This window comes from Halomonas huangheensis, from assembly GCF_001431725.1.
Taxonomy (GTDB): domain Bacteria; phylum Pseudomonadota; class Gammaproteobacteria; order Pseudomonadales; family Halomonadaceae; genus Halomonas; species Halomonas huangheensis.
Genome location: NZ_CP013106.1, coordinates 3,216,821 through 3,238,828 on the forward strand (window position 1 = coordinate 3,216,821; position 22,008 = coordinate 3,238,828).

Annotated in this window: 18 protein-coding genes; 5 read left to right on the forward strand and 13 right to left on the reverse strand. The window is 59.2% G+C overall.

Features of this window, described 5'->3' with window-relative positions:
• Positions 1 to 26 precede the first annotated feature (26 nt).
• The 5 genes from AR456_RS14065 to AR456_RS14085 form a co-directional block, all read right to left on the reverse strand.
• Positions 27 to 713, reverse strand: coding sequence for an aspartate/glutamate racemase family protein (locus AR456_RS14065; protein ID WP_021818729.1), 687 nt, complete (start codon positions 711 to 713; stop codon positions 27 to 29).
• Positions 713 to 2,017: a TRAP transporter large permease gene (locus AR456_RS14070; RefSeq protein WP_021818728.1), complete on the reverse strand. Its 1,305-nt coding sequence runs from the start codon at positions 2,015 to 2,017 to the stop codon at positions 713 to 715. Before AR456_RS14070 ends, AR456_RS14065 begins: the two co-directional genes overlap by 1 nt.
• Positions 2,017 to 2,586: a TRAP transporter small permease subunit gene (locus AR456_RS14075; protein WP_236995510.1), complete on the reverse strand. Its 570-nt coding sequence runs from the start codon at positions 2,584 to 2,586 to the stop codon at positions 2,017 to 2,019. The genes AR456_RS14070 and AR456_RS14075 overlap by 1 nt, the downstream gene beginning before the upstream one ends.
• A gap of 14 nt (positions 2,587 to 2,600) precedes the next feature.
• Positions 2,601 to 3,638: a TRAP transporter substrate-binding protein gene (locus AR456_RS14080; protein WP_021818726.1), complete on the reverse strand. Its 1,038-nt coding sequence runs from the start codon at positions 3,636 to 3,638 to the stop codon at positions 2,601 to 2,603.
• 274 nt (positions 3,639 to 3,912) lie between these two features.
• Positions 3,913 to 4,761 (reverse strand): MurR/RpiR family transcriptional regulator, encoded by an 849-nt coding sequence (locus AR456_RS14085; protein WP_021818725.1) that lies wholly within the window; start codon positions 4,759 to 4,761, stop codon positions 3,913 to 3,915.
• A gap of 416 nt (positions 4,762 to 5,177) precedes the next feature.
• On the opposite strand from AR456_RS14085, the gene AR456_RS14090 reads away from it, so the two are divergent.
• On the forward strand, positions 5,178 to 6,581 hold the full coding sequence (locus AR456_RS14090) for a PhoH family protein (RefSeq protein ID WP_021818724.1): 1,404 nt from the start codon (positions 5,178 to 5,180) through the stop codon (positions 6,579 to 6,581).
• A gap of 101 nt (positions 6,582 to 6,682) precedes the next feature.
• On the opposite strand, the gene AR456_RS14095 is transcribed toward AR456_RS14090, so the two are convergent.
• From AR456_RS14095 to AR456_RS14115, 5 genes are all read right to left on the reverse strand, one after another.
• The gene (locus tag AR456_RS14095; protein ID WP_031207626.1) at positions 6,683 to 6,901 is read right to left on the reverse strand and encodes a hypothetical protein; all 219 of its coding nucleotides are present in this window, start codon (positions 6,899 to 6,901) and stop codon (positions 6,683 to 6,685) included.
• Positions 6,902 to 7,073: 172 nt separating this feature from the next.
• A complete protein-coding gene (locus AR456_RS14100) occupies positions 7,074 to 7,742 on the reverse strand; it encodes an alpha/beta hydrolase (protein WP_021818722.1) in 669 nt (222 codons plus the stop codon).
• Positions 7,743 to 7,820: 78 nt separating this feature from the next.
• Positions 7,821 to 9,596 (reverse strand): SLC13 family permease, encoded by a 1,776-nt coding sequence (locus tag AR456_RS14105; RefSeq protein ID WP_021818721.1) that lies wholly within the window; start codon positions 9,594 to 9,596, stop codon positions 7,821 to 7,823.
• A gap of 248 nt (positions 9,597 to 9,844) precedes the next feature.
• Positions 9,845 to 10,051 (reverse strand): cold-shock protein, encoded by a 207-nt coding sequence (locus AR456_RS14110; protein WP_021818720.1) that lies wholly within the window; start codon positions 10,049 to 10,051, stop codon positions 9,845 to 9,847.
• Between the two features lie 182 nt (positions 10,052 to 10,233).
• Positions 10,234 to 11,916 carry a GMC family oxidoreductase gene (locus tag AR456_RS14115; RefSeq protein WP_021818718.1) on the reverse strand — a complete coding sequence of 561 codons (1,683 nt, stop codon included), beginning with the start codon at positions 11,914 to 11,916 and terminating at the stop codon, positions 10,234 to 10,236.
• A gap of 273 nt (positions 11,917 to 12,189) precedes the next feature.
• Here AR456_RS14115 and AR456_RS14120 point away from each other — a divergent pair, with 273 nt between their 5' ends.
• A complete protein-coding gene (locus tag AR456_RS14120) occupies positions 12,190 to 13,824 on the forward strand; it encodes an FMN-binding glutamate synthase family protein (protein ID WP_031207622.1) in 1,635 nt (544 codons plus the stop codon).
• 110 nt (positions 13,825 to 13,934) lie between these two features.
• Positions 13,935 to 15,866: an alkaline phosphatase D family protein gene (locus AR456_RS14125; protein WP_021818716.1), complete on the forward strand. Its 1,932-nt coding sequence runs from the start codon at positions 13,935 to 13,937 to the stop codon at positions 15,864 to 15,866.
• Positions 15,867 to 15,978: 112 nt separating this feature from the next.
• On the opposite strand, the gene AR456_RS14130 is transcribed toward AR456_RS14125, so the two are convergent.
• Positions 15,979 to 16,419 (reverse strand): YtoQ family protein, encoded by a 441-nt coding sequence (locus AR456_RS14130; protein WP_021818715.1) that lies wholly within the window; start codon positions 16,417 to 16,419, stop codon positions 15,979 to 15,981.
• Between the two features lie 289 nt (positions 16,420 to 16,708).
• On the opposite strand from AR456_RS14130, the gene AR456_RS14135 reads away from it, so the two are divergent.
• Positions 16,709 to 17,356, forward strand: coding sequence for a gamma-glutamylcyclotransferase (locus tag AR456_RS14135; protein ID WP_021818714.1), 648 nt, complete (start codon positions 16,709 to 16,711; stop codon positions 17,354 to 17,356).
• Between the two features lie 81 nt (positions 17,357 to 17,437).
• Positions 17,438 to 18,688: a threonine ammonia-lyase gene (locus AR456_RS14140; RefSeq protein WP_021818713.1), complete on the forward strand. Its 1,251-nt coding sequence runs from the start codon at positions 17,438 to 17,440 to the stop codon at positions 18,686 to 18,688.
• A gap of 32 nt (positions 18,689 to 18,720) precedes the next feature.
• Here AR456_RS14140 and AR456_RS14145 read toward each other — a convergent pair whose 3' ends face one another.
• Together AR456_RS14145 and AR456_RS14150 are read right to left on the reverse strand one after the other, a co-directional pair.
• Positions 18,721 to 20,976 carry an ATP-binding protein gene (locus AR456_RS14145; RefSeq protein WP_162148479.1) on the reverse strand — a complete coding sequence of 752 codons (2,256 nt, stop codon included), beginning with the start codon at positions 20,974 to 20,976 and terminating at the stop codon, positions 18,721 to 18,723.
• 14 nt (positions 20,977 to 20,990) lie between these two features.
• Entirely contained in the window at positions 20,991 to 21,494 is a 504-nt protein-coding gene (locus AR456_RS14150) for a putative pterin-binding protein (protein WP_021818711.1), read from the reverse strand.
• Positions 21,495 to 22,008: the final 514 nt, after the last annotated feature.

Genomic DNA, 22,008 nt, shown 5'->3' on the forward strand with positions numbered 1-22,008 from the left:
CCATCCGTGCCCCGCGCCTCCTTGCGTCAGGCGCGGTGGCACCCCGCATGCTCCGTGACGTAACGCAGCGCCTCGCTGAAACCATCCATCACCTCGAGGCCGTAACGAGCCTCGAGTTCCACTGCCCTGCCCGCGAAGGCGCCCGACCCAAGTACGATGGCCGTGGCACCGTGCCGGATTGCGTCCTGAATATGCAGGTTCAAGCGGGCTTCGGCCTGCTCGGTCCGGGCAGCCGTGTCGGTGACGCCGATACCGGTCGCCACTACCGTGCAGCCATCGGCCAGCCCGTAGCCTGCACTCAACGCCTCGATGGTGGGCACCGCCTCCTCGAAGGTAGTGATGACCCTGAACGGACCGCCGGTGGCATGGGCATAGCGGATGCCCGCCTCGGCGAGACTGATCACCGGCGCCCGGGTCAGCGCACGGATCTCGTCGATGGCGATGTCATCGAAACAGGCGAGGATGTAGCCCGCGAAGCCCTCCCCCATACGCTCATGGATCAACGCGAGCACCTGCCGGCCGGCTTCGACCTTGTCCGCTGCGCTCTCGATAGCGAACGGTCCCGCTGCAGGACTGGTGACTTCGGTGACGATGCCGGGCGGCGTCGACGCCCGCATCACCTCCCGTACCCCCTCCGTCACCTTGGCGTTGGTGTTGGGGTTGATCACCAGAAATCGCGTTGTTTTCCACTTTGGATTGCCTGAGTGAATCATCAGCGCCCCGCCACCAGGTCAGGCAGCCACATCACGATACCGGGCCACACCATGATGGTCAGAGTGAACAGCGCCATGATGATGACGAATGGGAAGGAGCCCCAGATCACGTCATTGAAGCTGCCACCGTCCTTGCGCACGCCCTGCACCACGAAGAGATTCATACCCACCGGCGGAGTGATCAGCGCAATCTCGCACATCAGTACGATGAAGATCCCGAACCAGATGGGATCGACGCCCACCGCCACTACCATCGGTACGGTGATCGGTACGGTCAGCACCAGCATCGACATGGCATCCATGAAGGTTCCGAGAAGCATATAGAACACCAGCAGCAACAACAGCAGTCCGAGCTGGCCGAGCCCGAAGGAGGTCACCCACTGCGTCAGCGCCTGGGTGACACCCAGCATCGAGATGGTGACGTTGAGCAGCAAGGCACACATCAACACGATGATCACCATACCGGTGGTCTTGGCCGCATGCAGCGAGCAATGCACCAGCAGCTCCCGGCTCAGTTTGCCGCCGCAGACGATAAAGGCCAGAGCGATCACCACTCCGAGGGCAGCAGACTCGGTAGGTGTCGCCAATCCCCCATAGATGCTGCCCATCACCACCCCGAAGATGATCACCGGCGGAATCAGGTGCCTGGACATCGCCAGCTTTTCGGAGAGCGGCAGATCGACCTCGACCAACGGTTCCTGGCCTGACCGGCTGTAGGCTAAGAACAGGTAGGCGGAGAAGAGCAGGGCCAGCGTAATGCCAGGAATCAGCCCGGCGGCGAATAGCTGGCTGACGGACGTGTTGGCCAGTTGCCCGTACACCAGCAGGTTGATGCTGGGTGGAATCAGAATCCCCAGGGTACCGCCGGCAGCGAGCGAGCCAAGCGACAGGCGAACCGGATAGCGATAGCGCTGTAGCGCTGGTAGGGAGATGGTACCGACGGTGGCCGCCGTAGCCACCGACGAGCCCGACGTGGCGGAGAACAGCGTGCAGGTCGCAATGTTGGTGTGCAACAAGCCGCCCGGCAGTCGGTTGAACCACACCACCAGCGCACTGTACATGCGGTCGGCGATCCCCCCTCGCAACAGCAGTTCCCCCAGCAGCATGAACAGGGGAATGGCCAGCATGGAGGGGCTGTTCAGGCTGCTCCACACCACGCCGCCCATCATGTCCACCATCGGCGTTCCATGCATCAGGTAACCGCCTGCCACGCCCACGGACAGAATGGCGACTGCCACGGGCAGACCCAGCAACATCAGGCCGAGCATGACCAGAAAGGCAGCGATGATGACCGGAATGTCCATCAATTTTCTCCCTCACGTTTTTCCAGATCGCTCAACTCGGCGTCCAACTCGTCCTGGGTAGAGCCAGGGCCGAACTGGCCAATGAGCGTGCTCCAGTCACGCTTGATCAGCAGCAGCAGAGCCTTGAAGGAAAGCACTACCGCGGCGAGGACAAAGGTGGACATCGCCACCAGCCATACCGTCTGTGGATAGATCAGGGGCGTGCCCCATGGCGTTTGGGCGATGGAACGATAGAGTTGGGTCTCGAGCACCGTCTGCACGGTAAAGTACAGCAGAAAGGCCGCCATTAGCCCCATGGAGAGAGTCGCCAGGGCATTGAGCACGGCCTGCACGGAACTCGGCAGGTGCATGTGCAGCAGGTTGATGCGGATGTGCGCTTGCTCGACCATGGCCACGCAGAAGGCCAGCGGTGCAGCGATGGCGATGGCGTAACCGCCCAGTTCGTCGACACCGCCCATGGAGAGCGAAAAAAACTTGCGAATCAGAGTTTCCAGGGTGATCAGCAGCGCCAGGAGAATCATCATCGCGCCGAACAGCCCTCCCAGAAAACGCGCATAGGCCTTCATCATTGACTCCCTCCGTCTCAGAGGCCAAGTTTCTGGCCGACGGTCTCGCGCCAGACGGCTTCACAATCGTCAGCGACGGCATTGCACTGATCCGCCCAGACCGGCAGCGAGACATCCTCGACGGCAGCGCTGACCACGGCCAGATCCTCTTTGGAGACCGGCACTTCGGTCAGCGCGTAAGGCTGACCATATTCGCAGGGTGTCTGCCCGGTGTTGCAGCGCATGGCATCTTCGTAGAGTGCCTCGGAGTACTCCCAGATCTGATCACTCAGATCGGCGATGGCCCCTTCCAGAGCGTCCTGCTGCTCTGCCGAAAGGCGGTTCCAGGTATCCAGGTTGATTGCATAACCGTTTATCGCGAGCTGCAGGGCAATCGGCAGCACGGTGCTGGTGGCTTCAGGCCAACCACCAGAATTGGCCGATGCGGGGCCAGTGATGGCGCAGTCCACCACTCCGCGGGCAAGCGACTGCTGAACGTCACCGAACGGCATCGAAATACCCGTTGCCCCCAGTCCATCCACGAAGTTGGCGGCGCTCTGGTCACCGACCCGCACACGTAACCCTTGCAGATCGCTCAAGCCACCGATTTCCTCGCTGCAGAACACGACCTGCGGGCCAGCCGGCCATACGCCGAGCAGCTTGGCATTGAAGTTCTGCTGCAGGCGGGAGTCGACATAGTCATAAAAAGCGGCCACGTTTTCGCGACCCACTTCAAAGCTGGTATTCAGTCCGGTCAGGTCCAGTCCCAGGATGGAGGGTTCATCTCGACTCACCTGCGGTCCCCGCAGGGAAACGATGTCGAACAGCCCCGAGCTCAGCACGCGCAAGCCATCGGTATCGGGAACGCCTGCCACGTCCACCGGCAGGTACTGAGCGTCGACCTCCAACCCCGTATGCTCGGCCAGCGATTCGAAGAAAGGACGCTCCTTTTGCTGAGCAATCAACCCGGAGCCGACAGGCTGACCCAGCACCTTCAGGGAGAACGACTCCGCCTGAACAGCGGAAGCCATCAGAGTCGCGGCGGCGGTGGTAACAAGCGCGGTACGTTTCAGCATGATCGTTTCCTGCAAGTGAGCACCCTACCCGGCTTTTCCAGGCCGGAGAAGGCGAGCGATTACGGTCGCGGTTCACCGCTTGTTCCCTAAGCAGTACTTAGCCATGTCGATTCACATTTCATTTGGCAAGTAACATGAAACCTTAGTTTCTCAATAAGCTCTATTCCGTAAGACTTTGGTGGGAGAGGGAGTGAGACACTCGGACAGGCACAGCGGTACTCCGGCCATGCCCAATGGGTGGCCAGTGCATCAAGAAAATACCGACAATGAGGTATTACAACTCTTCGAGGCGCTCGTTGAGAGTTTCGATCCGGCGTAGCCGGTGACGCGAGCCCTCACCCGCCAGTTCGATGGTACGCATCGCCAGCAGATGGCAGAGCGCCATCACCGAGGTATGGTTGAACAACGGCCCGGCCGCCCGGCTATGGCAACGGAAGTGCCAGGTCGCAATGGGCTCGGGCTCCACCCCCTCGTCGGTGACATAGAGCAGCCGGGCTCCACGCTCCCTGGCGTAGGCGAGGATCTGCCCGGTGATTGCCACCCGGCGACGCAGCCCGAAGACAATCACACAATCCTGCGTGCCAAAATTGACCAGATGCTCGCCCAGCGTTTCGCCACCGCCGGGAAGACTGACGACTTCCTCGACCACCTGGGCAAGCTGCCAGCGCAGATAGTCGGCGAAGGGGTGGCTGGCGCGGAAACCAATCACCCAGGTCTTGCGCGCGTCGAGGATGGCCTGCGCCACCGTATCGACCTCCGCCTGGGGAATCGCCGCAAAGGTGCGTTCGAGGTTCTCCTTGCCCAGTTCCAGGTTGCCGGTCAAGGAGGCTTCGCCCTGCTCGTCACTGGACAGCGTCAGGAACAGCCGCGAGCCTGTCTGCTGCTCGTCCCGGGCGTGCTTTCGCGCCGCTTCATAGCTCTCGTAACCCAGCCGGCGCACGAAACGCGACACCGTCGCCTTGGAAACATTGGCGAACCTGGCCAGTTCCTGAGCATCGTAGCTCGCCAACTCGCCAGGGAAATCGCATACGAACTCCCCCAGCCGGCGCTCAGCCGGATGCAGCGAGGGCAGCGCGTTACGCACCCGTGAAAGGAAGGAACGTTGCTGGGAGGATTTGGACATGCCCGCTCCTGAAATCACAGTTTCATGCATGATGGGCACAGCCGCCACGCATCGCAACAAGAAAGCGCATCGGATCGGGTTACCTCGTCGACACTCTCCATATCGTTGACGCTCCCCTACTTGCACACTTGACGATATCGTCCATGCTAAGAAAACAGCCGACTTCGCCCTTGCAGCATTTGTGTCATGGTCCATGCTGATAAGTGACAGGGGCACTGATTGCCCCTTTCCAGGGTCAAAGGAGTAGGCCAAAGGACTGTCTCCCCGACCCCACCCCGCCACATACCAGAGAAAAGGAGGATTCCCCAGCGCACACGACACCCACAGGCTGTCACATCCCTGACATCTTCCGCTGACAGTGTCGACATCGTGGCGTCATGTTGACGCCCAAGGTGACAATCAGGAGAGCTGTGCCGATGGTACGCATCGACAAGAAGGCCACCCGACTGTACGTGCTGGACACTAATGTCCTGATCCACGACCCCGCTGCGCTTTATCAGTTCGATGAGCATGAAGTGGTTATCCCCATGACCGTGCTCGAGGAGTTGGACAAGCACAAGAACGGAATTCGCGAAATTGCCCGCACCGCCCGGCAAGTCAGCCGGACCCTCTCTGATCTCACATCCAATGTGGATATCGCTCAGATTCGCCAAGGCATACCGATCAAGCGCGCCGCTGGCCCCGAAGGGCGCTTGCGCCTGCTCTGCTACAGCGACCTGACGGCTCCCGACAACCTTGATGATACACCCGACAACCGCCTGCTCGGCGAGACCTGTCGCTTGCGTGATGAACGTCCCGATGCCTCGGTGATTCTGGTCACCAAGGACATCAACTTGCGCGTCAAGGCCGCCGCCCTCGGCGTGCCGGTAGAGGATTATCTGACCGATCGCGCCTTCGACGATTCCGATGTGATGACCGATGGCGTCAAGGTGTATCCGGATGCTGGCCATGATCTATGGGAAGCTCTGGCCATGGACGTCAAGGTCGAACGCGACCATGACCGGGTGATCTATCGCCTCACTGGCGATATTCCTCAGGACTGGCATCTTGGCATGCTGGTGGCGGATCATCAGCAGGAAGCCAGCTTCGAGGCCATTGTGCGCGAGATAGCTCCGAATCGTGCCACCCTGGAGCTGCTCACCAACTATCGGCACGGCGCCAGCGTATGGGGGGTACACGCCCACGACAGCCGTCAGAACTTTACCCTCAACCTGTTGATGGATGATGACATTGACCTGGTCACCGTGGCTGGCAGCGCAGGTACCGGCAAGACCTTCATGACCCTTGCTGCCGCCTTCCAACAGACTCTCGACAGCAAACGCTTCGAGCGTATCGTGTTTACCCGGGCGCCCATTTCGATGAGTGAGGACATCGGCTTTCTGCCCGGCACCGAAGAGGAGAAGATGTCTCCATGGATGGGTGCATTCCATGACAACATGGATAACCTGCTCCGCGATGAGCATGACGGTAGCTCTACCTGGAACCAGGACGCGACCCGTCAGTTACTCGGTTCAAGGGTGCAGATCCGCGCTCCAGGCTTCATGCGTGGCCGTACCCTCAATGACACCTTCCTGATCATTGACGAGGCACAGAACTTCACTCCCAAGCAGCTCAAGAGCCTGGTAACCCGCGCCGGGCGCAACACCAAGATCGTCTGTCTGGGCAATGTCGGCCAGATCGACACTCCATACCTCACCGCCAATACCTGCGGCATGGCTGCTCTAGTGCAGAATTTCAAGAACTGGCCTCATGGGGGGCATGTCACCCTGCAGAGTGTCGAGCGTTCACGTCTCGCACTGGCCGGTGAAGAACTTCTCTAGCGCAATATTCAACGCATACGGCGCCTTACGATAGGCCTCAAACAGCACAGCCCCCGGTCATCACGACCGGGGGCTGTGTATTCAGTGCCGCGCTATCACGCCTATTTGTCACGATTGACGGCATCTTCCATCAGCTTCTCATCCTCGCTGCGAGGTGTGTTTTCCAGCATCTCCAAGGCTTCCGCATACAGGCAGATATAAGCCCGGCAGGAGGCACAATGCACCTTCTCGTCCGGATTCCGTGTGCTCGGCGCACGCATTACGTGACTACCACATTCGGGACAAGGCTTGGGAAGGCGCAGATTTTCACTCAAAGCCATGAGTCTTCTCCTATTCGGGTCCACCACGTCTGCTACCGCCGCCGCGAGGGCTACGTGGCAAGACGAAAGGTCGCGACACCGACAAGAATCGTCTCCATGTTCTACCAGACCTTGAGGCAATCTGGATAACTTCAAGGCCCTGACCCGAATTAGCGCACGAGTCACCCTGCGCTTACTGCGACAAGCGAGACACCATCCACTCGCCGATATCGGCAATCTGCTGAGGGCAAACTGCATGCGCCATCGGGTACTGACGATAGCGGGGAGTATAGCCAAGGGATTCGAGGCGCGAATGAGCCGCACGTCCCAGAGCTTCTGGAACGACGGGGTCCATATTGCCGTGATGGATTTCGATCGGCATCTCACGATTGGCTTCCGCCAACTCAATGGAGTCTGCGGTGGCAAGATAGGTCGACATCGCCAACAGCCCACCCAGCGGCTGCTCAAAGCTCAGCGCCGCTTCATAGGCCACAGCGCCGCCCTGTGAAAAGCCCGAGACGAGAATCCGGCGACTGTCGATACCGGCAGCAATCTGCTCACCAATGATCGCCTGGATGCGCTGCGCCGACTGACGTAGCTGCTGTTCATCGACACGACGGTCGAGGCTCATTTCCAGAATGTCGTACCAGGCCGGCATCACCATGCCGCCGTTGACCGTCACCGGCAGCCGCGGCGCATGGGGCATGATAAAGCGCACCTGCGCGTAATCCGGGCGCGGCATCATCCTTGCCACCGGCTCGAAATCACGGCCATCGGCTCCCAGGCCATGCAGGATGATCATACAGGCATCGGCAGGTGCATCACCGGCCGGGTTGATGACGATCTGATCGTTGTCACTCATGGTTGTCTCGTGGCCAGGTTCATAAAATTCGAAGACGACACATTATCGTAATGGCAAAGCCATCGCGAGCCCCTGCATTCAGCCGGTGAAGGGCCAGATGAGCGGCGTCAGCGCGATCACGATAATGGCAGTCAGCACATTCAGCGGACCACCCAGGCGCAGGAAGTCACCCAGTCGATACCCCCCAGGCCCCATGACCATCAGGTTGGTTTGATAACCGATCGGGGTCAGGAAGCTCGCCGAAGCAGCAAACATCACCACCACCACAAATGGCATCGGGTTGACGCCGAGATGTTCCGCGCCGGACATGGCAATCGGAAAGGTGATTACCGCTGCGGCATTGTTGGTCACCAGTGAGGTCAGCACCGCTACCACGACATAGGTGCCGATCAACAGCAACCATGGCTGGTCGCCCACAATCGACAACAACGCCCCGGCAACCTCCGCTGCCGCACCGGAACCGTCGAGCGCCGCGCCGAGCCCGAAGGATGCGGCGATCGTCAGCAACACCTGAGTATCGAGACTGCGCCGAGCCCCGGCGACGCTTACACAACCGCTCAACAAGGTCGCCGCTGCACCCAACATGGCGGCATTCATCATGCTCATCATGCCACTGGTAGCGAGAACCACCACTGCGGCAAGAATTCCCCAGGCGCGGATGGCACGTTCGTGCACCGGGCGAGCCGCGCCATCGATCTGGCTGATCAACAGAAAGTCTCGTGACTGTCGATGGCGTTCGATGAAGGCTGGACGTGCTTCCAGCAGCAGTACATCAGCAGGCTGCAGGCGAACCTGGCCAAGGTTGCCGGATACTCGCTCACCACTTCGGCAAACTGCCAACACCGCAGCTCCATACTGGGTACGGAAGTGCCCATCACGGATACGTTGACCGATGAACTGACACTGATCGGAGACCACTGCCTCGACAAGACGACGCTCTCGGAACTCCTTTTCCAGACTTGAAGTTCCCTGACGCGAAGGCATCAATCCACGCAGCTGCTGAAGCTCCACGGCTCCGCCCGCTGTCCCGGCGAAAACCAGACGATCTCCGCCCTTGAGCCGTTCGCCGGGGCCCACCACACTGACCACGTTACCGCCACGCTCGATCTCGACCAGAAAGAGCTCACTTAGATGGCGTAATCCTGCCTCCTCCACGGTATGGTCCACCAGCGGGCCACTCGGGTCGACTTCCATCTCGATGGTGAACTCACGAGGGTTGGAGAAGGCATCCTCGGTACCGGCACGACGCGGCAACAGGCGCGGACCAACGAGGACAAGAAATCCCAGCCCGATCACCGCCATCGGCACACCCAGCCATGCGACTTCGAACAACCCCATTTCGAGTCCGTCGATGCGTTGCTCCGCCAGCGCATGCACGACCAGGTTGGTACTGGTGCCCAGCAGCGTGATGGTGCCGCCAAGAATCGAGGCGAAACTCAGCGGCATCAGCAGCAACTGCGGTGCCACTCCCAGACGCCGGCTCCAACTCAGCACTGCCGGAATGAAGGTCGCCACCACTGGGGTATTGTTGAGGAGTGAGCTGATGGCCGCGACCGGAAGAATCAATCGTGTCAACGCTCGTCGGTCGCCCTGAGGCCGACCCAGCACATAACGAATGATCAGATCGATACCACCGGTTTCGCGCAGGCCCGCGACAACGATATACAGGAAGGCAACGGTAAACAGACCGCTATTGGAAAAGCCACTCAAGGCCTGCTCAGTGTCGATTACCCCGAGGCTCAACAGCAGCGCCACAGCGCCCATCAGCACCATGTCCGGGCTGATCCGGGTCAAGGCCATGATCGGGAAGACAGCACCAGCGACAATCAGGGAGATCCAGGCGTCCAGCGACATCAGCAGGCATCCTTGCAGGAGGAGCCTCATTGTGACCGCTTCAGCTTATTCTAAAAAGTTCCTGATTATTATCCACTTATCCCTGTTCGGAATAAGCTGGTTTTTCGGGGCACGCCGCGTGCCGGCAGATCTACAGGCCACGGTGCATTCAAGCGCAGCGACAGATGTGCCCGTTATAACGCAAAGAAGGCCCGCCAATGGCGAGCCTTCTTCTGCATTCAGAGCGTTAGCCCTGGACCAGCATCAGATCAGTCGATGACCTTGATGTTGGAAGCCTGCAGGCCTTTCTTGCCCTGAGTGACGTCGAAGGAAACCTTCTGGCCGTCCTGCAGAGATTTGAAGCCGTCAGCCTGAATCTCGGAGAAGTGAGCGAACAGGTCGTCACCGTTGTCGTCCGGAGAAATGAAGCCGAAGCCTTTAGTGTCGTTGAACCACTTAACTGTACCAGTAGCCATTATCGAATTCCTCGAATAGCAATTGAATTACCGGGAAATACCCGAGTAGCAGTGGGTAAAACAAGAAACTTTCCCCCGGGAAACCGATGCATCAGGCTTCGATGACCACTGAAGATATGTTCGACTTGCTAACCTACTGCGATCAGCATGCTCGGTCTGAGCGCTCACGTCAACTCTAATTGTCAATCATGACCTCTGGATGACACCCCCTGGCGAACCCAGGCAGCCGCCTTTTCAGCGATCATGAGAGTTGGTGAGTTGGTGTTTCCTGACACGATAGTCGGCATCACCCCTGCATCTACGACCCGCAAGCTGTCGACGCCCTGAACACGCAGCCGGGAGTCGACCACCGCCATGGGATCATTCATCGCCCCCATGGCAGTGGTTCCTACAGGGTGAAAGATTGTCGTACCGATGTCACCGGCTACCTGCTGCAATTCCTCATCACTCTGCGCCGCGGCTCCGGGCTTGAGCTCTTCAGGATGGTAATGCGCCAGTGGTGACTGCTCGATGATACGGCGTACCACTCGTAACGAATCGGCGGCAACCTTGCGATCCTCGGTTGTCGCAAGATAGTTGGGGGAGATATCCGGTGCGGCGCGGGGATCAGCACTCCTCAGGCGCACTGTGCCACGACTGGTCGGGTTGAGGTTACAGACACTGGCAGTGATCGCCGGGAAGTCGTGAAGGGGCTGCCCGAACGCCTCGAGACTCAGAGGCTGGACATGAAACTCGAGATTCGGATGGGGCTGGCTGTCGCTGCTGCGGGTGAAGATACCCAGCTGTGATGGCGCCATGCTCATCGGCCCCGAACGCCTGGCCAGATAGTGCAACGCAATCGCCGCCTTGCCCCACCAGCTCTGCACCATGGTATTCAACGTGCGAGCACCATCGAGCCGATAGACCGCCCTCAGTTGGAGATGGTCCTGAAGGTTCTCACCAACCCCCGGAGCATCCTTGACCACTTCGATACCGTGCCGTTCCAGCAACTCTCGAGGTCCGATACCGGAGAGCTGCAACAGATGGGGAGAGCCAATGGCACCAGCACTGAGAATGACCTCTCGATTGGCCTCGGCGACCATACTCCTGCCTTGACGACTGACTCTCACACCGGTGCAACGCGGTTTCTCGGCGTTGCTGGTATCAAATTCGAGGCGCTCCACCAGGGTACTGTGCCAAAGCGTTAGATTGGGGCGTTTCAAGGCCTTGCGCAGGAACGCTCTCGAGGTATTCCAGCGCCAGCCGGAACGCTGATTGACCTCGAAGTAATCAACGCCTTCGTTGCAGCCACGATTGAAATCATCAGTGGCGGGAATCCCCGCCGCTCGGGCCGCCGCAGCAAACTCATCAAGAATGGGCCAGCGGTAACGCTGCTTCTCGACGCGCCATTCACCACCATGGGCGTGAAAACGCTGCAGCTGTTCGTCGTCATCACCGTGGGGATGATGATCATCGAGACGATAGTGGTCCTCATGACGTCGAAAGTCCTCGAGGCAGGACTCCCACCGCCAGCTGTCATCGCCGGTAATCTCTGCCCAGTGGTCATAGTCTCGCGCCTGACCACGCATATAGATCATGCCATTGATGCTCGAACAGCCTCCCAGAGTTCTGCCGCGAGGATACAGCAGCGAGCGACCATTGAGGCCTGCCGCTGGTTGGGTGCGAAAACGCCAGTCGGTACGTGGATTGTCAATGCAGTACAGGTAGCCGACCGGAATATGAATCCACGGATAGCTATCTCGGCCCCCGGCCTCGATCAACAACACCGACACATTGGGATCTTCGCTCAGGCGCTTGGCCAACAGGCAGCCGGCACTGCCGGCCCCCACGATGATGTAGTCGAACCTGTGGGTGACCTTGCTCATCAACTCCATCTCCTGGCGGCATATAATGTCTGGCTTGCTGGTATCGACAGACTATCGTCCGGCCAGCGCCTGCTCTGCAATGCTGCCAATGTCCAACTCGATGGTCCGACGGCGACCACGGCACTCTGCATTGCGGATAGAATCGCGTTAACGTTGTCTGATAATCGATTCGAACCACCCGTGACCATCGCGACAACACAAGGCCGACCAACGGAACGGCCCTGGACCTGCCGCGTGTTGTTGCTGGAAGTGCTGTTTCTCGAGGAGCCCTGTATGTCCGTATTACCCGTGCGTTTCAGCACCTATGCCTTGAGCATTGCCGGCCTGCTGATCAGTCTGATCGGCCTGGCCTTCGATGGCCTGTGGTGGATCGGTGTGGGGGTCTTCGCCGCCCTCGTGACCCTCGGTACTTTCGACTTGCTGCAGCGCAAACGCACCGTGAGCCGCAACTATCCAATTCTGGCGCATATGCGCTATCTGCTCGAATCGATTGGCCCGGAGTTTCGTCAGTATTTCATCGAGGCCGACACCGACCAGGTGCCCTTCTCCCGCGAACAGCGCAATCTTGTCTACCGCCGTGCCAAGAACGATGTCGACAAGAAACCGTTCGGCTCATTGCATGACATGAACGCTCCCGGCTACGAGTGGATGAGTCCGTCGCTGGCACCGGTGCACATCACCGATCAGAACTTTCGGATCGTTATCGGTGAAAATCGCGTACAGCCCTATAGTGCCAGTGTGGTCAATATTTCAGCGATGAGCTTTGGCGCCCTCTCCCCCAATGCGCTCAGCGCCCTGAACGAAGGCGCTCGCAACGGCGGCTTCTACCACACCACAGGTGAGGGCGCGATCTCGCCCTACCACCTGCGTGGCGGAGACCTGGTCTGGCAGTTGGGTTCCGGTTACTTCGGGTGCCGGCGTGACGATGGCGGCTTCGACCCGGAAAAGTTTCGCCGTAACGCCCAGCGCGATGAAGTCAAGATGATCGAGATCAAGCTCTCTCAGGGCGCCAAACCGGGCCATGGCGGGATCCTGCCGGCAGCCAAGGTCACCCGGGAGATCGCCGTAACCCGTGGTGTTCCTGCCGGAAAGGATGTGGTATCCCCTTCCTGCCACTCGACTTTTTCGACACCTCGCGAAATGATCGGCTTCATCCAGACGCTGCGCGAGCTTTCCGGTGGCAAGCCGGTAGGAATCAAACTGGCCATCGGCCACCCCTGGGAATGGTTCGCCATGGTCAAGGCCATGCGCGAGGAAGGTGATCATCCCGATTACATCGTTGTCGATGGTGGTCAGGGCGGCACTGGAGCGGCACCACTGGAGTTCATCAACCGCCTCGGCATGCCGCTTGATGATGCGCTCAACCTGGTACATAACACGCTGATCGGGGCAGGCCTGCGCGAACAGATCCGCATCGGCGCCAGTGGCAAGATCATCACCGCGTTCGATATCTGCCGCACCATGGCGATCGGCGCCGACTGGGTCAACATGGCACGCGGTTTCATGTTCTCTCTGGGGTGCATTCAAGCCCAGAGCTGCCACAACGACCGCTGCCCGAGCGGCGTCGCGACTCAGGATCCGCTACGCGGCAAACGCCTGGATATCACCGACAAGTCCGAGCGCGTCGAGAACTTTCATACCAACACCTTGCACGCGCTTCGCGAAATGCTCGAGGCCGCAGGACTACAGCACCCGGGAGAACTGGGCCCGGAACATATCATCCGGCGCCTCGACAATGGCTCTGCTCGGCCCTACATCAGCCTATTGAACAGACTCAAGCCCAATGAACTGCTGGAAGGTGGGGCTACCGACCATCCTATCTATCGCGAGTTCTGGGAGATGGCTACCGCCGACAGCTTTTCTGCTCCTTCGGAAATCGTGAAACTTCGCGCCAGTAAGCTGGTGTAACACTGTCCCACCAGGGTAATGGTATTCTCTTGGCTGAATCGCCACCCTTGCGAGGATGGCGACCTGAACGGCCGTAGCGACCGGATACCTGAAGATCAAAAGGGAGTGCCATGAGCGACAACGGACAGCCGCGGATTACCCCTCTGCCCGACGTACTGGCCGGCCCGATTCTGCGGCGCTCCTCAACAGAGCGTCTGCGCATCTGGCTGGTCGCCAGCCGCCATCTTGAGCTTACCCTTGAGCTGAAGCCCGAAGGCCAGTCATCCCTCCGCCTCGCGCTTGATGATGAACAGTGCCGACGCATGCCATTGGGACGTCATGCGGTGCTGCACCTGATCGAGGTCGGTCTGGATACCCCTCTACCGACAGGCCAACACATTGCCTATGACCTGCATATCGGCGACGCTGGCAGCGTTGCCGATTGGGCGCCTCATCTTGTGTACGACCAGCATTCAAGCCCCGGTTTCGTCATCACCAACGAGCAACGTCGGCTGTTGCATGGTTCCTGCCGTCGTCCCCATTACGACGGGCCGGATGGCCTGGCTCACGTCGATAGTTGGCTGGAGCAGCGTCTTGACCAGCCCGCCGAATGGCCAAGCTGGCTGCTGATGACCGGCGACCAGATCTATGCCGATGATGTTGCTGGCCCCATGCTGGTGGCGATCCATGCGCTGATCGAGCGCCTCGGCCTGTTTGATGAGACGATTGAGGGCGCGACCCTCGATGACAGTCAGGCGCTCTACCAATGCGACGCCTGCTATTATCATCGCCAGCAACTATTGCCCGATGTGAAGGAGACCCGCGAGCTGCGCAAGCGCTTCTTCGGTGGCGCGCGCAAACCAGTCTTCACCTCGGCCAGTGCCAACAACCATCTGATGACCTTCTCCGAAGTCATCGCCATGTATCTGCTGGTCTGGTCACCGACGCCCTGGCAATTGATCGAGATTGAACCACCCGAACTGTCTGATGAGGATCGGGAAACCTACCACGAGCAGGCGCGGATCATCACTGACTTTGCCGCCACTCTGCCCGCTGCGGCACGGGTCATGGCGCAGTTACCGACGTTGATGATCTTCGACGATCATGATGTTACCGACGACTGGAACCTGACCGCCGACTGGGAGCGTACCGCCTATGGGCATCCCTTCTCGCGAAGGATCATCGGCAACGCGCTGCTGGCGTACCTGTTGTGTCAGGGCTGGGGGAATGACCCTCAACGGCTTGCCACACCTCTCGACGACGCCCAGGCCCTGCTCGAGGCAGCAAGTGCCAATCACAACTGGCTGGACGGACAGCAACTCGACGAGGTGATCCGCCGCCTGTTGCGCTTCGAGGGCTGGGAGTTCGTGATCGACGGCAATCCGAAGCTGGTGGTGCTGGATACCCGCACCCGCCGCTGGCGCAGCGAACGTGACCCGGAGCGTCCGTCGGGGTTGATGGACTGGGAGGCGCTCTCCGAGTTTCAGCAGCAGATTCTGGGTGCAGGATCCGTGATCATCGTCTCTCCGGCGCCGATGTTCGGTGTCAAGCTGATCGAGATCATTCAGAAACTATTCACCGCCATCGGCAAGCCACTGCTGGTCGACGCCGAAAACTGGATGGCACATCGTGGCGCAGGCAGCACCATGCTCAATATTTTCCGCCACTCACGCACGCCAGGGCACTACGTTGTGTTGTCCGGAGACGTACACTACTCCTTCGTCTACGACATCTTGATCCGCCATCGTCGTGAAGGGCCAAAGATCTGGCAGGTCACCTCCAGCGGTATCAAGAATTGCTTTCCCGATACGCTGCTGGATATCTTCGATCGCCTCAATCGCTGGCTGTTCTCACCACGCTCGCCACTCAACTGGTTTACCCGCCGGCGCCCGATGGCCATTCGTCCTCGCGACCCTGATGGTGCCAAGGCTGGTGAGCGGCTATGGAACGGGCCAGGCATGGGACTGATAACCCTCGCCGAAGATGGAAGTCCCGAGGACATTCGTCAACTCGACGCTCGAGGCATGGAAGTGGTATTCCCACCGCCTGGGAAGCGGCCCTGAGCAGCGTGCGCAGCAACAGGCTACGAGTCACGGGCGACCGAGCCGTTCAGAGCCAGCCACGGGCCTTCAAAGCTCGAGTAGCTCGTGGCTCGCAGTCGCGTAGCTGACGGTGTCAGCTACGCGTTACATAGTTGAGGATCTCCACTACCTGATCGGTGGTCTGCGCCCAGGCCATGGCCGAGGAGTCGACCTCCTTCAACGGATGGACGATATCGGTGTCATGCAGGGTCACATACGGTTTACCCAGCGCAGCACAATATCCCGCGTCGTAGGCGGCGTTCCACTGCTTGTACTTGTCTCCGAAGCGCACCACCACCAGGTCGCTCTGCTCAATCAGCGTGCGTGTACGAATCGCATTGACCTTCGATGACTTATGGTCGCGCCAGAAGCCATCCGACTCTGCCCCCAGGTGGTCACCAGCGGCATCACTGGCATCGTGATCGGTCACCGCAGAGGTGAAGACCACATCCAACCCCGCAGCCTCAGCGCCTCGCGCAATCTCATCGCGCCAGTCGGTATGGATCTCACCGGATAGATAAACGTAAAAACTCATGGTTGTTCTCCTCAATCCTGTCAGGGCCCGTGACCAGCTCCGAGCTGTAAGTTACGAGCCGCGAGCTGACCGGTGCCGCCACCTGGGTTATCGACAAAAGCCACTGGCCCGGGGCTCTTCACTCTTCACTCTTCACTCTTCACTCTTCTCATCATACGTCCACAATTATTGTATACAACAGTAACCAGTATCCAATTGGCACCAATGGCTGGAAAGTCGGCGCTCTTCATCGCATGATGAAAAGCCGCCCGGGAGCAGGCCCAGCAACGAATCGCGATCAGGAACCGCAATGCCGACAACGTCTCTTGCCGCCACTACAGCGACCTCCAGCTCTGCCGACACACGCGAGCTCAATCGCCGCATGAGCCACTTCGAAGGACAATCGAAGGTCTGGCTGTTCGGTTATGGTTCGCTGATCTGGAAGGCTGACTTTGCCTGGCATCAACGTCGCCCAGCGGTGATTCATGATCTATCGCGACGCTTCTGGCAAGGCTCCCACGACCATCGAGGCACCCTCGAGGCCCCAGGTCGTGTGGCCACCCTCGTCGATGAGCCCGGGGCAGAATGTCTCGGCATGGCCTACCTGATCGATCGCGAGATCCTGGCTCCTCTCGATCTGCGTGAGAAGAATGGCTATCTCCGGCGTGTCACCACCATGCATTTCGTCGACAAGGCAGCGAAGGCCGACAATGCCACCGACAGAGCCGAGGGGCTGGTGTATATCGCCACCCAGGAGAACACCGCCTGGCTCGGTGAGGCTCCCCTGACCGGGATGGTCGAACAGATCAGTCAGGCACATGGCCCGAGCGGTGCCAATGCCGAATACCTGCACAACCTCGCCGATGCTCTACGTGAACTGGGCGGTCATGACGAACACGTATTCACGCTTGCCGATACCCTGCGCGAGCGAATGCCGGGCTCGAATCCGCAGCGCTGACCCGCTGTACCCAGCCGCCAATACGGTTCACTACGCCACTACCCTGGCCTATCCCGCTATCATGCCTACTGGAGATCCCGGATGAGCATTACTCTTGACGATGTGCAGCGTGCCGCCTCGGCTACCACTGGCCAACTGGTGCGCACGCCCTGCCTGCACTCCGCGACGCTATCGCGCCTGACCGGCTGCCAGATCTACATCAAGTTCGAGAACCATCAATTCACCGCTGCTTTCAAGGAACGCGGCGCGCTCAACCATCTGCTGATGCTGAATGAAGCACAACGACAACGTGGCGTAATCGCAATGTCCGCCGGCAACCATGCCCAGGCGGTGGCTTACCATGCCGCTCGTCTGGGAATTCAGGCAACCATTGTCATGCCTCGCCACACCCCCAACCTCAAGGTTCGCAATACCCGTGCACTGGGCGCGGACGTGCATCTGGTAGGCGAAGGAGTCGATGACGCTGGCGCTCATGCTCGGCAACTGGCGAGCGAGCATGGCATGGTCTTCGTGCATCCCTACGATGACCCATACATCATCGCTGGCCAGGGCACCATGGCGCTGGAGATTCTCGAGGACGCCCCCCAGCTGGATGTGCTGGTTGTTCCCATTGGCGGCGGCGGACTGATCGCCGGTAATGCCATAGCCGCCGCTGGACTCAAGCCCGGTATCGAGATACTTGGTGTCCAGACAGCGCGCTTTCCGGCCATGAAGCAAGTGCTGGCTGGCGAGACAGTGCACTGCGGTCACGCCTCCATCGCAGAAGGTATCGCCGTCAAGCAACCAGGTGAGTTGACTCGACGACTGGTAGCAGAACACGTCAACGAGATTCTGCTGGTCGATGAAGCCGATATCGAGCGTGCCATTCTCATGCTGCTGGAAATCGAGAAAACTGTGGCCGAGGGCGCTGGTGCTGCCGGTCTGGCAGCAGTACTCAGCGAGCCAGAGCGCTTCCGTGGGCGCAATGTCGGCCTGGTGCTGAGTGGCGGCAATATCGATATGCAGGCGCTGTCATCGGTCATTCAGCGCGGTCTGGTGCGCTCGGGACGCGTGGTGCGAGTACGGGTCGCAATTCCCGATGTCCCCGGTGCCCTATCGGAACTGACATCATTGCTGGCACGCGAACGTGCCAACGTTATTCACATCGCTCACCAGCGTACCTTTACCGACCTGTCACTGCGCGCTACGGAAGTAGAGGCCACTCTAGAGACACTGGGTAGCGAACATACCCGGGAAGTGATCGAGGCACTACGTGGCGAAGGTTACGATCCCGTCATGCCCGCCAATGAAGTACATCCCGATGAGCGCAGGGCCAGCGGTGAGTCACACTGAGCAACAACGACAACGAATGATATCGGGAGGCTTCAGCCTCCCAGTATTCCTGCATCACGCAGGGCCTTGCCGGATGCTGGCCCCAATACCTCCAGTCTGACCAGTAAAGCCTCCAACGCATCCCTAGTGTTGCCCTGTGCTGCCGCGCCCTCCAGTTCTGCCGCGACGCTTTCGATAGCCCGGAAGCCGAGTGAGGACGAGACACCACGTAATTCATGAGCCTCGGCTTCCACTCCAGCCGTATCATCGCTCAACAGCGCGACACGTAGCCGCGACAGGCGCTCGGGAAAACGCTGCAGATACGTGGTCATCAAACGCTGGACACCATCGGGCGACATCACCTCGCGGAGTTCACACAATGTGTCCTCAACCAGCAGTTCAGTGTCCACCTCTGGTTGGGGTATTGCTGCCAGCAACGGAGCACTGACGGGTTTGTTCGAACCGGCTGAAAACTGGTACACGTTCCCCCTGGATGACTCCAGCGCGGCACGTGCCGGATATCGCGCCAGCACATCGCTCAGCTCTGCACGCGAAAACGGCTTGCCAATCACCTCATCCATGCCTGCCTCCAGGCAGGCACGGCGATGCTCTGGCATGACATTGGCAGTCAGAGCCACCACCGGAAGAGCATGCCATCGCGGATCCTCAATATTGGCTTGTGCTTCACACTGGCGCCAGCGACGCGTGGTTTCCAGACCGTCCATGACCGGCATCTGCATATCCATCAACACCAGATCGAAGTGCCGCTCACCCAGTGCCTGCAGTGCCTGACCACCATTGGCCACCAGCTCACAGCTCTGCCCCAGACGCACCAGCATGGCGGCGATCAACTCACGGTTGAGTTCGTTATCCTCGACGACCAATACATGGTGGGGCCCGGGATTGATATGCTCTCCTTCCCCTACATCAGAGCCCGCGCTCGATGGCTGGCTGGGTAGTTCGATATCGAACCAGAACCGACTACCACTGCCTGGCTGACTATCGACCTGCAATTGCCCGCCCATCGCCTTGACCAGGCGCGCACAGATAGCCAACCCCAACCCCGACCCTCCATGACGACGGGCCAGAGTTGTATCAGACTGGGCAAAGGGTTCGAAAATCGCTGTGGTATCTTCTGGCTCGATGCCGCAACCTGTATCGACAACCACGAACGACACCCGATCTCCGGAAAGGCGTGCCACTCGTAACATCACGACACCGTGATCAGTAAACTTGAAGGCATTGTCCAGCAGATTCAGCAACACCTGACGCAGGCGATACAGATCACCCACAACGCTATCCGGCAAGTCCGGTGCGGCCCGCATCAGGAACTGAACATTGCTCTGGCCGTGTGCGCGATAAGCCGTCGCTAGATGCTCCAGCATGCCTGCAAAGTCGAAAGTCCCTTGATGAATCTCCAGGTGACCGGACTCGATGCGGGTATAATCGAGAATATCGTTGATCACTGCCCGCAGGCCGATAGCGCTTTCCTTGAGCCCCTTGAGTTGCCGCCGACCTTCCTCGGTCAATTCCTCGTCACACAACAGGTCAGCCATTCCCAGCACGCCACTCAATGGAGTGCGGATTTCATGGCTCATGATCGCCATGAAATTCGACTTGGCCTCGCTCGCCGACTCTGCGCGCTCGAAGGCTTCGCGCAGCGTCTCGGACTGAGACTCCAGCAGACGCCTCTTGCTGTCTCGCGCCCGGCTCTCCCGTATCAGTGATTGGATCAACCAGACACCGGTGGCAAGGATCAACAACATCGACACCAACGCGACGCCGTACAATCGCGTCAACCAACCAATATCACGTGAGCGTGTCTCCGCAGATATTCGCCCATGCACCAGCATCAACTGTCGACTGTGCTCCTGAAGCACCTTGAGGGTGTCGCCAATCTTTCGACGCATCTCGGGATCATAGCTCGCCGTCCCGCTGGCCAGCGCGGAGAACATAGTGTCGAGACTCGTCATGCTGGCCTCGATACGTCCCACCCTGGTTGCCGTCTCGGAGAAATCCTGCAGAAATGCAGCAGCCTGGCCTTCCTGAAGCCCCCTTAACCGACCGTATAAAAGCTCGAAATCCAGCAACGTATCGTCAAGGTTGTCCTCACCACGTTCCCAGATCGACATACGGAGATCTCGTATCGAGCGATCGAACTGGTATAGCGTCCAGGTCACGGTATCGATACTGCGGTGAGAAAGGGAGCGGTGGCGATCATAGATCAGGCCGCCAGCAACCATCAGAGCCAACATGAACAGCACAGCGGCAACGGTTGCCACTACGGGGATTCTCGTTCTCGGAACCATGGGCATCCTGGTGACTAACGCACTTCGATTCGAGCAACGTGCCAGACCGAGCGACTGAAGTAGATATTGGTATTGAGTTCAGGCCGTTCATCAAAAGGATAAATGACCTGTAGCGGCCCCCTGTCCCGCACACGTATTGGAGTTCCGTCTCGGGTCAGAGCAAGAATCACATCATAGTCATGCGCATCGGAGAACGGAATGTCGGAAGCATAGGCGCGGATAGCCTGCACGTTCATGGTCTCTCCGTGAGCACTCACCGCCTGCAGGATGTCGCGCAACAACGGGCCCTCGAAGCGTGACTGGCCGTCGATCCAGGGGTGGCCAGTGGTCACGACATGCTGGGGTAACGCTTCGAGCATGTCGCGATCAAAATGGGCCTCACCATCCACATTGGTCGCATCGATAGACCCAGCGACTTCGAGAATAACGGCACCGGTCGGAGCCTGCAGCGCCAAAGATGGCACGCTGATCAGCAGTAACACTGCCCCCAGCAGAATCCGCCCATATCGCCAACCCATGAGTCTTCTCCTTTCCGGTCTGATATTTTCCGAGGGGCACGAAACGAACGACATGCTAATGTGATGGTGCGCGTGTGAAAAGTCTGACACTCGAAAGCTCATCGGTGATCACCTGCTTTCAGGATCATCCCCAAACGCAACATCATGGCGGACACCAGTTCACGGTTGAGTGATTGTCTTCGGCGATCAGCACATGCTGCGGGTCGGGAAATACCAGTTCATCACCATGTAGAGGAGACGGCACTCCCGCAACACATGTGGCCATACAAGCCTCAATACCCTTGTTTACACACTTTATATAACTCAGTCACAGTATGACTGGAATCAAAGATACTGCATGAAGCATGGGCGTAGACCCGACCCCACCGTGTCTTCAGGTTCGCCGCCGCTTGCTGGCCGGAATGCATAGCGCCGTACCATATTCGTGCATCTGCAATCGCTGCTTGATAGGGAATTCATGTATTCAATAATGATGGTTGTCGGCACCCTCCCCGAGATGATCAAAATGGCCCCC

Coding starts and splice junctions, on each gene's coding strand:
- AR456_RS14065 (WP_021818729.1), bottom strand. CDS start 713: ATGATTCACTCAGGCAATCCAAAGTGGAAAACAACGCGATTTCTGGTG.
- AR456_RS14070 (WP_021818728.1), bottom strand. CDS start 2,017: ATGGACATTCCGGTCATCATCGCTGCCTTTCTGGTCATGCTCGGCCTG.
- AR456_RS14075 (WP_236995510.1), bottom strand. CDS start 2,586: ATGATGAAGGCCTATGCGCGTTTTCTGGGAGGGCTGTTCGGCGCGATG.
- AR456_RS14080 (WP_021818726.1), bottom strand. CDS start 3,638: ATGCTGAAACGTACCGCGCTTGTTACCACCGCCGCCGCGACTCTGATG.
- AR456_RS14085 (WP_021818725.1), bottom strand. CDS start 4,761: ATGTCCAAATCCTCCCAGCAACGTTCCTTCCTTTCACGGGTGCGTAAC.
- AR456_RS14090 (WP_021818724.1), top strand. CDS start 5,178: ATGGTACGCATCGACAAGAAGGCCACCCGACTGTACGTGCTGGACACT.
- AR456_RS14095 (WP_031207626.1), bottom strand. CDS start 6,901: ATGGCTTTGAGTGAAAATCTGCGCCTTCCCAAGCCTTGTCCCGAATGT.
- AR456_RS14100 (WP_021818722.1), bottom strand. CDS start 7,742: ATGAGTGACAACGATCAGATCGTCATCAACCCGGCCGGTGATGCACCT.
- AR456_RS14105 (WP_021818721.1), bottom strand. CDS start 9,596: ATGTCGCTGGACGCCTGGATCTCCCTGATTGTCGCTGGTGCTGTCTTC.
- AR456_RS14110 (WP_021818720.1), bottom strand. CDS start 10,051: ATGGCTACTGGTACAGTTAAGTGGTTCAACGACACTAAAGGCTTCGGC.
- AR456_RS14115 (WP_021818718.1), bottom strand. CDS start 11,916: ATGAGCAAGGTCACCCACAGGTTCGACTACATCATCGTGGGGGCCGGC.
- AR456_RS14120 (WP_031207622.1), top strand. CDS start 12,190: ATGTCCGTATTACCCGTGCGTTTCAGCACCTATGCCTTGAGCATTGCC.
- AR456_RS14125 (WP_021818716.1), top strand. CDS start 13,935: ATGAGCGACAACGGACAGCCGCGGATTACCCCTCTGCCCGACGTACTG.
- AR456_RS14130 (WP_021818715.1), bottom strand. CDS start 16,419: ATGAGTTTTTACGTTTATCTATCCGGTGAGATCCATACCGACTGGCGC.
- AR456_RS14135 (WP_021818714.1), top strand. CDS start 16,709: ATGCCGACAACGTCTCTTGCCGCCACTACAGCGACCTCCAGCTCTGCC.
- AR456_RS14140 (WP_021818713.1), top strand. CDS start 17,438: ATGAGCATTACTCTTGACGATGTGCAGCGTGCCGCCTCGGCTACCACT.
- AR456_RS14145 (WP_162148479.1), bottom strand. CDS start 20,976: ATGGTTCCGAGAACGAGAATCCCCGTAGTGGCAACCGTTGCCGCTGTG.
- AR456_RS14150 (WP_021818711.1), bottom strand. CDS start 21,494: ATGGGTTGGCGATATGGGCGGATTCTGCTGGGGGCAGTGTTACTGCTG.